The 12824-nt window shown below is 70.4% G+C and carries 8 protein-coding genes; 1 reads left to right on the forward strand and 7 read right to left on the reverse strand.

The genetic code is table 11. From position 1 onward, the window contains the following. Positions 1-80: 80 nt before the first annotated feature. From addA to LC068_RS13745, 6 genes are read right to left on the reverse strand one after another with little or no spacing between them, the layout of a single operon-like run. The gene (gene addA, locus LC068_RS13720) at positions 81-3536 is read right to left on the reverse strand and encodes a double-strand break repair helicase AddA (RefSeq protein WP_226638133.1); all 3456 of its coding nucleotides are present in this window, start codon (positions 3534-3536) and stop codon (positions 81-83) included. Continuing rightward, the gene (gene addB / locus LC068_RS13725; protein WP_226638135.1) at positions 3533-6613 is read right to left on the reverse strand and encodes a double-strand break repair protein AddB; all 3081 of its coding nucleotides are present in this window, start codon (positions 6611-6613) and stop codon (positions 3533-3535) included. The genes addA and addB overlap by 4 nt, the downstream gene beginning before the upstream one ends. Further along, positions 6610-7308, reverse strand: coding sequence for an N-acetylmuramate alpha-1-phosphate uridylyltransferase MurU (gene murU / locus LC068_RS13730; protein WP_226638153.1), 699 nt, complete (start codon positions 7306-7308; stop codon positions 6610-6612). The genes addB and murU overlap by 4 nt, the downstream gene beginning before the upstream one ends. A 29-nt stretch (positions 7309-7337) precedes the next feature. Then, positions 7338-8426 (reverse strand): N-acetylmuramate/N-acetylglucosamine kinase AmgK, encoded by a 1089-nt coding sequence (gene amgK, locus LC068_RS13735; RefSeq protein ID WP_226638137.1) that lies wholly within the window; start codon positions 8424-8426, stop codon positions 7338-7340. Further along, positions 8419-8889, reverse strand: a complete 471-nt coding sequence (gene tsaE / locus LC068_RS13740) for a tRNA (adenosine(37)-N6)-threonylcarbamoyltransferase complex ATPase subunit type 1 TsaE (RefSeq protein ID WP_226638140.1) — start codon at positions 8887-8889, stop codon at positions 8419-8421. The genes amgK and tsaE overlap by 8 nt, the downstream gene beginning before the upstream one ends. Then, positions 8882-9727: a 1-acyl-sn-glycerol-3-phosphate acyltransferase gene (locus LC068_RS13745; protein WP_226638141.1), complete on the reverse strand. Its 846-nt coding sequence runs from the start codon at positions 9725-9727 to the stop codon at positions 8882-8884. The genes tsaE and LC068_RS13745 overlap by 8 nt, the downstream gene beginning before the upstream one ends. 121 nt (positions 9728-9848) lie before the next feature. Here LC068_RS13745 and LC068_RS13750 point away from each other — a divergent pair, with 121 nt between their 5' ends. Then, positions 9849-11990, forward strand: a complete 2142-nt coding sequence (locus LC068_RS13750) for an alpha/beta hydrolase family protein (protein ID WP_226638144.1) — start codon at positions 9849-9851, stop codon at positions 11988-11990. Positions 11991-12125: 135 nt separating this feature from the next. On the opposite strand, the gene LC068_RS13755 is transcribed toward LC068_RS13750, so the two are convergent. Next, the gene (locus tag LC068_RS13755) at positions 12126-12437 is read right to left on the reverse strand and encodes a hypothetical protein (protein ID WP_226638146.1); all 312 of its coding nucleotides are present in this window, start codon (positions 12435-12437) and stop codon (positions 12126-12128) included. Positions 12438-12824: the final 387 nt, after the last annotated feature.

The following is a 12824-nucleotide window of genomic DNA, read 5'->3' on the forward strand; positions in this document are numbered from 1 at the left end:
AACTCTCTCGGGAAGCGGGGCGCCGGGCACCCGTCGGCTTTCGGATGTGGGGCGATTCCCGCCCCGTTCAAGGTGACAGCCTACAGGGCGGGCGCCAGTGCGTGAAGCGCCTCGTCGATCAGGGCGTCCGGCACGGGCATCAGGCGCGGCCCGTCGGCCCAGACCAGCGCCGCCTCGACCGCCCGGCCGGGATAGAGCCGCCGCAGCAGGGCGACATAGGCCGCCATCTGCAACAGATGGGCGGGGTCGGTGCGGTCGATGTGGTCCGGTGCCGGGCGCTGGGTCTTGTAGTCGATCACCAGAATCCGGTCGGGCAGGACCACCAGCCGGTCCATGCGTCCCGACCAGGCGATGCCCTCGACCGTGCCGGTCAGGGCCACCTCGGCGCGCGACCCGGGGCCGAAGACGGCCGCGAACCGGTCGTCCTCCAGCACACCGAAGGCCGCGCCCGTCATCTCGGTGATCTGGGCGGGTGTCAGGCCGGGCTCGCGCGCCAGCAGGCGGTCGGCCGCCGCGCGGCGATCGGCGGCGGGCAGTTCGGGCAGCCGCTCCAGCAAGCGGTGGATCAGTGTCCCCCGGCGCAGGCGCGACAGGCCGCCGTCCCGGCCCCGATCCAGCGGTGAGGGCGAGGGCGGTCCGGCATCCTCGCCGTCCCCGGCCAGCCGTGACGGGGCGCGGGCGCGCAGGCCGGCGTCCGCCGGCGGGTCGGTGCGGCACCAGTCGGGCAGGGTCTGCCGTTCGGGGATGGCGGGCACGACGCGCAGGACGGACGCGGGGGCCGGACCAAAGCGCCGGCGGCCATCGTCCATATCCGCGACTGCGTCCAGCCGGTCGAAGGTCTGGCTGAGCAGGTCCCACCAGCTGCCGTCGGCAAAGCCGTCCTTTCGCCCGGCCATGCCCCGGCCCATGATCACCAGCCGGTCGCGGGCCCGCGTCAGGCCGACGTAGAGCAGGCGCAGGCTCTCGTCGGACGAGGCCTGTTCGCGGGCCGTACGGGCGGCTGCAAGCGCGGCGCAATCCTCATCCTTCCGTCCGCCCATCAGCCATCCGGCGGGGGGTGGTGTTTGACCTTCCTCGACCTCGGTCGGCACCTCGAACAGGGCGGTGCCGCGCGCGCCGGCCCGGGCCGTGGTGTCGGGCAGGAAGACGACCGGCGCCTCCAGCCCCTTGGCCCCGTGCACGGTCATAATGCGCACCTCGCCGCGCGGGCCCTCCAGATCACGTTTGACCTCGACCTCGGCCGCCTCCAGCCGGTCGAGCACCGTCTCCAGGTCCGACAGCCCCTGTTTGTCCAGCGACAGGATCAGCGACAGGGTTTCGTCCAGGGCCTCCTCGGCCTCGCGACCCAGCCGCTCCAGCATCCGCACCCGGCCGGTGACGCCCGCATCGTCCTTGCGGTTCAGCAGGCCGGAGGCGAAGGCAAAGGCCTCGCGATCCCGAGCGTCCCGCGCCCAGGTGGCGAGCGCCAGCGCCCGGGCCCACAGGGGCTGCTCATGGGCGCGGGCCTGAAGCTCTTCCCACAGCGGGCCGCGGCCCTTTTGACCGGCCAGGGCGTACAGGCTGTCGGGTCCCTCGAAGTCCGGCAGGTCGCACAGCGGCCCGCGCAGGATTTCGGCGAGGCTGAGCTCGTCGCCGGGGAAGAGGGCAAAGCGCATCACGGCCTTGATGTCGTCAAAGGCGATATGGCTGGACAGCTTCAGCCGGTCGGCGCCGGCCACGGGCACGCCCTCGGCCTTCAGCGCGCGAATGATCTCCTCAAAGGTCGGATCGCGCCGCCGGACGAGGATCAGGAAATCGTCATAGCCACAGGCCCGCCAGGCCTTGTCCTTCGGGTCATAGACGGCGTCGCCCTGATCGACCGCGCGTCGGATTTCGCGGGCCAGTGCCCGGGCCAGCTTCTTCCGGCCATGGGTGGCGGGTTCATGGTCGACCGGCACCCACGGATCCTGCTCGACCGCCTCATCGTCGAAGAACAGGGGCCACAGCTCGATCGAGCCGGCATGACCGGTGCGGGCGGCGACGTGTTCGGGCGCCTGCTGAAGCGTCTGGCCGGTCAGGGCGCGGGCCCGCTCGGGCCCCTCGAAGACGGCGTCGACGAACTTCAGCACCTGCGGCGTCGACCGGTAGGAGGTGGTCAGCTCAATGCCCTCGAAGGCGCCGCCCGTGCCCTTGATCCTCTGGTCATAGGCCTGGGCCTCGCGCCGCAGCCGCTCGGGACGCGCCCCCTGGAAGGAATAGATCGACTGCTTCTCGTCCCCGACCGCGAACACGGTGCGGGCCGAGGTATCGCCGCCGAAGAACTCGCCGGTCAGGGCGGTGATGATGTCCCATTGCTCGGGGGCGGTGTCCTGCGCCTCGTCGACCAGCACATGGTCGATGCCACCGTCCATCTTGTAGAGCACCCAGGCGGCGGCCTGCGCCTCGGTCAGGAGGGCGCGCGTGCGGTCCACCAGATCGGCGAAATCGAGGCCCCCCGACCGGTCCTTGGCCTGCTGATAGAGGGCGGCATAGGCGGTCGCGAGCGTCGCCGCATGGCGCGACCGCTCGGCCGTGCAGGCCGCGCGGCACGCCCCCAGCGTCTGGCAGTAGCTGTCCTGAAGCTCGGTCAGGCGTGTCATCACGCCGGGCGGCACCGACTTTGTACCCATTTTCGCATGGGGCGCGCCGTCGGCCTTCAGGAACAGGCGGCGCAGCCCGGCAAAGCTCAGGCCCTCGGCCAGCGCCTGTTGCAGGACGGCGGCCTTCTTCTGGTCGGTGACGGCGCCCGCTGCCAACTCCGCCGCCAGCGCCCGCGCTTCGGCCGGGTCGAACGCCGCCAGCCAGTCGCGCTCCAGCCCCTCGACCGTCACGCCGGCTTCGGTGCCGGTCAGGGTATGGATGTCGCAGGCCTCGCCCTGTGCGACCGCCTCGACCCAGGCCGAGATCTTCAGCCGCTCGGCCTCAAGCGTCGCCAGCAGGCCCTCGAAGGTCTGGAAGTCGAGCGTGACGGCGAAATGGCGATAGGCCTCGCCCAGCGGTCTGTCCCCGTCGGCCAGCGCCGCCCGCGCCAGATCATCGCGCGCCTCGCGCGACAGACGCCGCGCCGCCTCATCCTCCAGCACGCTGAAGCCCGGTGTGACCCCGGCCTCCATGGGAAAACGCCGCAGCAGCTTTTCGCAGAAGGCGTGCAGGGTCTGGATCTTCAGCCCGCCGGGGGTCTCGAGCGCGCGGGCGAACAGGCGCCGGGCGCGGGACAGGGCCTCGTCGTCATAGTCGCCCGGCGCGCCCCCCTCGAGCTCAGCAAGGGCGCGGGACAGCTTGTCGTCGTCCATGACGGCCCAGCCGCCCAGCCGCGCGAACAGCCGGCTCTGCATCTCCGAGGCGGCGGCCTTGGTGAAGGTCACGCACAGAATGGCGCCGGGCGCCGTTCCGCCCAGCAACAGCCGCGCCACCCGGCTGACCAGGGTGGTGGTCTTGCCCGACCCGGCATTGGCCGAGACGAACACCGACAGCGTCGGATCGGCAGCGCGCGTCTGGGGGTGCACGGGGTCGCTCATCCGCCCTCTCCCTCGCCGTCGGCCGCGCCCATGACATGCCACTCCCAGACCCGCGCCAGATGGTCATAGTTGCCGCCGCGCAAGGTCATGAATTTGGGCACGGCCCATGACCGATAGGGCGTCTCGTCCCGGTCGAAATGGGCGATGCGCCGGGTCAGGCCCTCCAGCGCGTCGCCGGTCGCGGTGGCGGTGTCCTCAAGCCCGGCGGCCACGGTCTTCCACTCTCCTCCCTCGCCGCGCCCGGTGGGGCGGACATAGGCCAGCTCGGCCACCGGGCCCCGGCCGATGTCAGGGCCAAAGCCCCCGGCCTCCAGAATGGCGGCGGTCAGGGTCAGCTGGGGCGCGAGGCCGGCCTCGACCTCCTTCTTCGACGGCCCCATGCCGGTCTTGAAGTCGAGGACGGCGGCACCGCCCGGCCAGGTCTCGATCCGGTCGGCATAGGCCTGCAGCACGAAGTCGCCGCCCGGCAGGGTCAGGGTCATCCGCCCCTTCCTTTCCGCATGCAGGGTGACGGGTCCGTCCGTGCGGGCGCGGCGGATCCGCTCCTGCTCCGCCAGCCAGCGGGCCGAGGCTTCGGCCAGCGGCTGCTCACGCGCCAGGGCCGCGTCGTCAAAGCCCGCCTTGACCAGTTCGGCGACGATCCGCCCGGCCAGCGCCTCGGCAAAGTCGTCGCCCATGTCGTCGGGGCGCTCCAGCGTCAGGGCCTCGATGGCGGCGTGAATGGCATTGCCCCGCTCCATGGCGGTGGCCGGCTGGCCGGGCCGGTCGAGGGATTCCAGCCCCAGGATCCACTGGGCATAGAGGGCATAGGGATCGCGGATCCAGCGCTCGACACGGGTGACGTACAGGCTGCGGGGGCGCTGCTCCACCGGCGGCCGGGGCTCGGGCCGGCTGGCCGGTCGCGGCACCAGATCGGGCGGGCTGTCCAGCATGCGGGCCAGCTCGCGCACCGGATCGTCCGTGGTCAGGGCCACCGGGTGTTTCGCGGTATTGGCCCCGGTCGCCAGCATCTGCAGCCGCCACAGCCAGCGCGAGCGCACGGTCGGCTGGCCGTTCCGTCGCTGGCAATGGACCAGCAGGGCCTCGGGTCCCGCCGCCGCCTGAACGAAGTCCTGCGCCGACTGGCCGATGCGCTTTTCCGGCGAGGGCAGGCCCAGGGTCGCGCGCATCGGTCGGGACAGGAAGGGATCGACGGGGGCGGCGGGCGGCCAGACGGTTTCCTCCAGCCCGGCCAGGATCATCCGGTCTGACCGGACCAGCCGCCCCTCGATGGCGCCGAGAATGCGCAGGCGCGGATGGGTGGCGCCGCCCTGACGCACCGTCTGTTCGTCCAGCAGCGAACCGATCAGGGCGGCAAACTCGGGCCGGGTGACGGCGCCCAGCGCCCCACCCGCCTCGATCAATTCGGCCAGCAGGGCGGACGCCGTGTCCCCATCGCTGCCGGACCAGGCCGAGGGACCGGCGAGGCTTTCGATCGCCGTGACCAGCGCCCGGGCGGCCTCATCCAGCGGCGCCTCGGGCCGGAAAGCCGACCGGGCGGCGGCCGAGAGTGTCTCCAGTCGATCGACCAGAGCCAGAGCTTCGGTCGCGCCTTCGGGCGGGGTGTCGCCGGCGCTACCCCGGCCCCGGCCCCCGCCTCGGCCTTGGGGCTTCAGAAGCCTGTGGCGCAGGACCGACCCGTCGCGCGGCGCGGCGCCTCGAAAGCCATACAGTTCCAGATGCGCGACGGCGGCCTCGTCCAGACCGGGTCGCACGCGCGGATGCTTCAGCAGCGACAGCAGCGTCGCGGCATCCAGAGGCCGCTCCATCCAGCGCGCCACCAGATCGACCAGCCGTCCGGCGGGCAGGGTGCGCAGGCTGACGCCGGCGGAATTGTCCGGCCGGATCCCCCATCGCTCCAGCCGGGCAGCGACGCGCCGGCCCAGATCCAGATCGGGCGTGACGAGGGCGCAGGTGCGGCCCGGCACTTCCAGCGCCTCGCGCATGGCCAGGGCGAGGGTCGCGGCCGTCGACTCCTCGTCGGGCAGGTCCAGCAGGGTCAGGCCCTCCAGGCCGCGCACCACCGGATCGACGGGATCATGCGGCGCGGCCTCGGCGCGAAGACCTGAGATGGCGGTCCGCCAGTCGCCTGTGGTCTCGGCCGGCCTGAGGGCCTCGTTCAGCACCCGCTCGCGGGCCCGGCCGCCGGTCTGGTCGACGCCACCCGGCACGGGCCAGGGCCGCACATCGGCGCGCGCGATCCCGCTGCGCTCCAGCAGCAGTTTCAGGGCGCCCTGCGGATGCAGATCATCGACCTTCGTCCACACATCGTCCGGCAGCGCGCGATCCAGTCCGGGCAGGATGACGGCCCCCTGAGGAGCATGGGCCACAGCATCGAGCACGGCAGCGGCGGCCGGGACCGTGCCGGTCGATCCGGCGGCCAGCACCGGGGTCACCGGGGGGTGTTTCGACCAGTGCTCGGCCAGCAGCCGCAACAGGGTCACCCGCCGCCAGGCCGGGTCGACCAGCCCCAGCGCCGCCAGCCGCTTCGGCCAGGCCTCGACCCCGAGGGACAGGAACCGGGCCTGCTTCCGCCAATGGTCGGCCAGATCGCCTTCGACCAGATCCGCGACGCGGCCGGGATCCTCGATCTCCTCGATCTGGCAGGACTCCAGGAACCGGCCGAGGGTGTCCGCGTGGGCCAGGGCTTCCCGCACCGAGAGACTGGTGTCGAACTCCTCGACGATCATCCGGGCCAGCTCGAACCGGCGATGCAGGGGTGAGATGGCGGGCGGCAGGTCCAGCCCCAGCGCGCCGGGCGTGAAGGGCGCCTCGTCCTCCTCCAGATCGCCGAGCGCGCGCACCTGCGGCATCAACACCGGCCGACCGTCGCCCACCGCCAGCAGGGCCTGCTCGAACGAGCGCACCGCCCGCCGGTTCGGCAGCAACAGCATGGCGTCGCTCAGGATTTCCGGTGACTGGCGCCCGGACCAGTCCAGCAGGGCCGCCGCCAGATCGTTCAGGAAGGGCCGGTGCGCGTCGATGGAGTACCAGCGCGGCGCGAAGATATGCGGGAAGGGGTCGAAGGCGTCCGTCACCCGGCCTCTCGCGCCAGCCGGGCCTCGGCCTCATCGCGCGCTCCGGGATCGCCGACGTGCATCCAGTTGCCATCCAGCACACAGCCGAACAGCCGCCCCGCCGCGGCCGACCTGCGCCACAGCCCGCTGAGCGAGAAGGGCCCGTCAGGGCCGTCGGCGACATAGCCGGGACGGCAGATGTGCACGCCCATATAGGCATAGGGCGCCTCGGCGGCCTCGCCCCGAAAGGTCAGCTGTCCGTCCTCACCGAGAAAGAAGTCCCCGCCGCCCTCAAAGCCGATCGCGCCCTCGCGCCGCGCCAGCAGCAGGGCGGCATCCATCCGCTCGGGATCCCACAGGTTGGACAGCTCCGCCAGGGCATCCCCCCGGTCGGTCCAGACGCTGTCGATATTGGCGACGAAGACCGGGTCATCGCCCAGAAGCGGGATGGCCTTCTTCAGACCACCGCCGGTCTCGAGAAGCTCGGCGCGCTCGTCCGAAATCGTGATCTCCGGCCCGCGCCCGCGGCCAGCCAGATGGGCCTCCAGCCGGTCGGCGAACCAGTGGACATTGACCACGGCGCGCGCGACGCCGGCGTCCGCCAGCCGGTCCAGCACATGGTCGATCAGGGCCCTTCCGCCGACCTCGACCAGCGCCTTGGGCCGGTCATCGGTCAGGGGCCGCATGCGCGTGCCCAGCCCTGCGGCCAGCACCATAGCGGTCTTGGGCGCTGTCTTCGGAACCGTCATCCGCGCATCTCCCTCGGAACATGACGGTCGAACCAAACCCGGACCTGCGACAGTTCCGGTCGTTTCAGGTTTTGTTCCAGATGGCCCCACATGCGCGGCATGAACTGGCGATAGCGCGGCTTGCCGTCGCGCGCGATCAGCCGGGCGAAGACGCCGAGGATGCGCCCCTCGTTCAGCGCTGCCAGCGCGGCATAGTCGGCCCGGTAGGTGTCGCCATCCACCTGCATGACGTCAATGTAGTGGTCCAGCGCGGCGCGCTCGACCTCGGGCGAGACGTCGCGGCGCGCGTCCTGGAGCAGGGAGTGCAGGTCCCAGACGGGATGGGCCAGCACCGCATCCTGAAAATCGATCAGGCCGACCCGCCGGAAGCCCTCACGGTCCGGCAGCCACAGCAGGTTCTCGGCATGATAGTCGCGGTGCGCCATCACCCAGGCCCGGGCCTCGCCCATGGCCGCGACCGGGGCCCAGGCAGCGTGCCATTCGGCGCGCGCTTCGGCACCGAAGTCGAGGTCGGGTAGAAGCTTCGGCATCCATTCGATGAACAGGTCGGCCCCGGCCTGCAGCGCGGTCGCGTCATAGGTCAGCAGCGGCCAGTCCCCGCCCGGTCCTTCCAGCCGGTCCGGCAGGGGGGCCACGAGATGCAGCCGGGCCAGCGCCTCGACCGCCTCGATATAGAGGGGCAACTCATCCGCGCCGCGCTCGATCACCCGGGCATAGAGGTCGTCGCCGAGGTCCTCGAGGATCGCCAGACCGTTGGCGGCATCCAGCGCCACCACTTCGGGTGCCGAGAGGCCGGCGGCCCGCAGGTGCTGCGCCACGGCGGCAAAGGCCTCGATCCGCCCCGCCGACAGACGTGCCGTCGCGTTCCAGCCATGGGCCAGACGCTGCTCGGGCGACCAGGCCGGATCGCACGGCGGGCTCTCGAGGGCCGGGGCCTGATCCATCAGCATCAGCCGCCCGCCCGAGGGCGTGGTCAGCCGCTCGTAGCGCCGGGTCGAGGCGTCACCCGGCAGGGGGTCGCGCCGCGCGTCGGCAAGACCCGCTCCGGCGAGGAAATCAGCGATCAGCGCACCACGCTCAGACATGCAGATCCTTCAGCTTTTCCGCCCAGGCGCCGTAGCCCGACAGCCGCGCGCGACGGCCCTCGCCGTCGGTCTCCAGCGTGACCGACAGCCGGTCGGGGCTCAAGGCCCCGGCGCCGTTCTCGCCCAGCCGTTCGGGCCATTCGATCAGGGCCACGCCGTCGTCGATGGCCTCATGGAGGCCGATCTCGTCCACCTCGCGCGGGTCGTCCAGCCGGTAGAGGTCGAAATGGGCGACGGGCGGCGCGCTCTCATAGAACTGCACCAGGGTGAAGGTCGGGCTGGGTACATCCTCGTCAGGCCGGGTCAGGGCCCGGATCAGGCCGCGCGCCAGCGTCGACTTGCCCATGCCCAGCGCGCCGCTCAGCAAGACGACTTCCCCCGCCGTCAAGTGCCCGGCCAGTGCCTGTCCCAGCCGGGTCGTGGCAGCCTCGTCGGCCAGGGCGATATCGCGGACTTCAGGCATAGGGCGCATCCGGCTGTCCGGGCAGGACCCGCTCGATATAGGCTTTCAGCCCATAGGTGGCGCGGGCGGCGTCCGCATCCAGCCGCTCCGGCGGGATGGGCGGCCCGACCGTCAGGCGGAAGGTCCCGCCGGTCTTGTTCAGCATCTCATGAAACAGGGTGATGTCGCGCAGCTCGGGCGAGATGCGGTCGAAGGTGTGGAACAGCCGCGACCACGGCCCGCTCATATGGATCGGCACGATCGGCGCCTGATATTTGCGGGCCAGGCTGACGGCGGTCGGGGACCATTCCGGATCAGTCAGCTGGCCGTCGCCCGCCACCCGCGCCAGTCGCCCGGCGGGAAACAGCACCACGGCGCGGTCTTCCTCGAAGGCGCGCCGCGCCGCATCCAGGGTGGCGCGGGTCTTTTCGCGCGTGCGCTTGGCGGTGACCCATTCGACCGGAATGATCACCTCGTCCAACCGGGGCGAAACCCGCAGCGCATCGGCATTGGCAAAGAAGATGGCATCGTCCCGCTGCGCGCGGATGGCGTCATAGGCGGCAATGCCGTCGGCGATTCCGGTCGGGTGGTTGCTGACCACCACGCAGCGGCCCGCCTGCGGAATCCGGTCGGCATTCAGGATGCGCACGTCCAGAGCAAGCAGTTTCGAGACGTAATCCAGCGCCTCGGCCCCGCCCATGGGCGCCACGGCATCCGCCATGGATCGTGCCCGGCCATAGCCCAGCAGCCCGTAGAGGAAGGGCCGGATCAGCGGCCAGGCCATCGACGCCGTCAGGCGCGGCGCGCGCTCGGCGATCAGCACATCGCAGATATGTCGGGAATCGGAGGCCGCCGTCATGCCTTGCTTGTCGCCGCTCCGCTCGCATCGGGCAAGCGGGCTGTGCGGGCCTTTGCCGGGACGGGCGGGCGGTGCTAGGCCTGCGTCCCACAGTTCTGGCACAGGCTATGAGGTCCGGCGCATGCGCTCGCTTTCCACATCCTTCTTCCGGTCGCGCCGTATGGCCACGGCCGCCGCGGCCCTGATGGCCTTCAGCCTGACGGCGGTCCCGGCGCTCGCCCTTGATCCGCAGACGGCGCCGGTCGAGGCGCCCACCCCGGCCGCGGACCCCGAGCCCTTTACCTATGAGGTAATGCTGCGCCTGAACCGGCTGTCCGATCCCCAGGTCTCGCCCGATGGTCACTGGCTGACCTATCAGGTGCGCGCGGTCGATCCGTTCAATGGCGGGGGCGGCACCACCCTCTGGCTTCAGGACCTGACCAGTGACGCCGAGCCTCGTCCGCTGTTTGCCGGCGGGGGGCAGGGCAATACGGTCCGCTGGGCTCCCGACGGCCAGACCCTGTACTTCCTCTCCTCGCGCTCGGGCTCGAACCAGATCTGGGCCACGGGACCGGATGGGGCCGAGGTCATGCAGGTGACCGACCTGCCGGTCGATGTGCAGGCCTACAAGGTCTCGCCCGACGGTGGGCGTCTGGCGGTTGCCTTGGCGGTCTATCCCGATTGCGACAGCCTGGCGTGTTCGGTGGCGCGGGGTGAGGCCGAGGCCGCCCGCAAGACGACCGGCCGCGTCTATGACCGGATGTTCGTGCGCCACTGGGATACCTGGAACGACGGCACCCAGAACCACCTGTTTGTCGTCGAACTGGGCGAGGACGGTAAGGCCGAAGGCGAGCCGGTCTGGGTCACGCGCGGCTTTGACGGCGACACACCCTCCAAGCCGTTCGGCGGCGAGGAGGATTTCACCTTCAGCCCCGACAGCCAGTCGCTGGTCTTCTCGGCCCGCGAGGCCGGATCGTCGGAGCCGTGGAGCACCGACTTCGACCTCTGGATGACCGACGGCCTGACCGACAGTGGCGACTTCACCAATCTGACCGGGAACAATCCCGCCTGGGACGCCGGACCGGTGTTCTCGCCCGACGGCCGGACCCTGGCGTATCGGGCCATGGCGCGCCCCGGCTTCGAGGCCGACAAGTTCGCCATCATGCTGCGCGACATGGAGACCGGTCAGGTCCGCCAGATCGCTGCCAACTGGGACCGCTCGGCCGACAGCCTGGCCTTCAGCACGGACGGCAATACCCTCTACGTCACGGCGCAGGACACTGGCCAGCACCGGCTGTTCGCTGTTGATACGCGCAACGGCGCCGTCATCCCCTTCACCGGCGAAGGCTCGGTCGGCAGCCATGTACTGACCCCGTCGGGCATCGTCTATGCCCAGGCCGCGCTGGATCAGCCGGGTGACCTCTGGTTCAAGACCTATCGCGGCCGCGAAATGCCGCGCCGCCTGACCGAGGTGAACCCGGAGCTGGCCGATCTGGCCTTTGGCGAGGCCGAGCAGTTTACCTTTGAGGGCTGGAACGACGAAACCGTCCACGGCTATGTCATCAAGCCCGCCAACTATGTCGAAGGCCGGAAGTACCCGGTCGCCTTCCTGATCCACGGCGGGCCGCAGGGCTCGTTCGGCAATGGCTGGTCCTATCGCTGGAACCCCCAGACCTATGCGGGCGCCGGCTATGCGGTGGTGATGATCGATTTCCACGGCTCGATCGGCTACGGCCAGGCCTTCACCGACTCGATCAGCCAGCACTGGGGCGATCGCCCGCTGGAAGACCTGCAAAAGGGCTGGGCCGCGGCGCAGGAGAAGTATGACTTCCTCGACGGTGACCGGGCCTGCGCGCTCGGGGCCTCCTACGGCGGCTATATGATCAACTGGATCTCGGGCAACTGGCCGAATGCCTTCAAGTGCATGGTCAACCACGACGGAGTGTTCGACACCTTCGCCATGGGCTTTGCCACCGAGGAGCTGTGGTTCACCGAGTGGGAGAACGGCGGCACGCCCTGGGAAAATCCGCGCGCCTATCAGGAATTTAACCCGGCCAACCACGTCAACAAGTGGAACACGCCGATGCTGGTCATCCAGGGCGAGCAGGACTTCCGCATCCCGACGTCGCAGGGTCTGTCGGCCTTCACCGCGCTCCAGCGTCAGGGAATCGAAAGCCGCCTGCTGGTCTTCCCGGACGAGAACCACTGGGTGCTGAAACCCCAGAACAGCCTGCAATGGCACAATGAAGTGTTTGGCTGGCTGGACAAATACCTCGGCGACTAGGCGCAATCATCTCCTCCCCCATCGGGGGAGGGGGACCGCCGAAGGTGGCGGAGGGGGCGACACGCCGTATCTCGACGAAAAAGGGGACGCCGGAGTGATCCGGCGTCCCCTTGCTGTTTCAGGCGGGTACAGACCCTAGCGGCGCAGTTCGGCGCGCTGCTCGGTCATCCGCTCGAAGCGGGCGAACTCCCGCTCGGTCATGCAGCGCGGCGCCTCCCAGCGCTCGCCGGCATCGCGGGCCGCCAGCAGGTCCTGGGCCGAGACGAACACCGGCCGCTCGCCATATTCGCGCTGGAAGCTGGCGCGGGTCGCCGCATCCTCGGAACAGATCATAACGGCCTGACCGGGCGTGTCGCCCGTGGTCGGATCGACCGAGGCCAGGACAGGCGCAGCGGCGCCAAGGGCCAGGCCGGCGGCCAGAACAAGGGACAGGGCAGGGCGGATCATGGGCGTAACCTCCATAGGGACAGGGACGCTCCCCGGCGTCTTCCCCCGCAGAATGCGCCGATCTGCGAGAATGTAAATGTTCTATGACAGTTTGTGACATGAAAAATGACATGTGCTTGGCATACGGTCGGAATTTCTGAGTTGCTGTGCCCGGCCGAGCCGCTGTCCTGCCCCTTCTCCCCACCGGGGGAGAAGGTGTCAGGCGGAGCCTGACGGATGAGGGGGACGCCTGACACGATACCGAGAGCGTGGGCGTTTGCTCTCAACCGCCCCCTCATCCGAGCCGCTCTCGCGGCCCACCTTCTCCCCCGAGGGGAGAAGGGCCGTTGGGTCAATCGCCCCAGCCATCACAGCCGCCCCGAAATTCCCCCGCCCTTTCAACACCCC

This window comes from Brevundimonas poindexterae (assembly GCF_020524625.1).
In the GTDB taxonomy this organism is placed as follows: domain Bacteria; phylum Pseudomonadota; class Alphaproteobacteria; order Caulobacterales; family Caulobacteraceae; genus Brevundimonas; species Brevundimonas poindexterae_A.

What these genes read in the sequence shown, in the direction of transcription:
- LC068_RS13745 (WP_226638141.1), bottom strand. Translation starts at nt 9,727, where the DNA reads ATGACGGCGGCCTCCGATTCCCGACATATCTGCGATGTGCTGATCGCC.
- amgK (WP_226638137.1), bottom strand. Translation starts at nt 8,426, where the DNA reads ATGTCTGAGCGTGGTGCGCTGATCGCTGATTTCCTCGCCGGAGCGGGT.
- murU (WP_226638153.1), bottom strand. Translation starts at nt 7,308, where the DNA reads ATGGTGCTGGCCGCAGGGCTGGGCACGCGCATGCGGCCCCTGACCGAT.
- LC068_RS13750 (WP_226638144.1), top strand. Translation starts at nt 9,849, where the DNA reads ATGCGCTCGCTTTCCACATCCTTCTTCCGGTCGCGCCGTATGGCCACG.
- addA (WP_226638133.1), bottom strand. Translation starts at nt 3,536, where the DNA reads ATGAGCGACCCCGTGCACCCCCAGACGCGCGCTGCCGATCCGACGCTG.
- tsaE (WP_226638140.1), bottom strand. Translation starts at nt 8,889, where the DNA reads ATGCCTGAAGTCCGCGATATCGCCCTGGCCGACGAGGCTGCCACGACC.
- LC068_RS13755 (WP_226638146.1), bottom strand. Translation starts at nt 12,437, where the DNA reads ATGATCCGCCCTGCCCTGTCCCTTGTTCTGGCCGCCGGCCTGGCCCTT.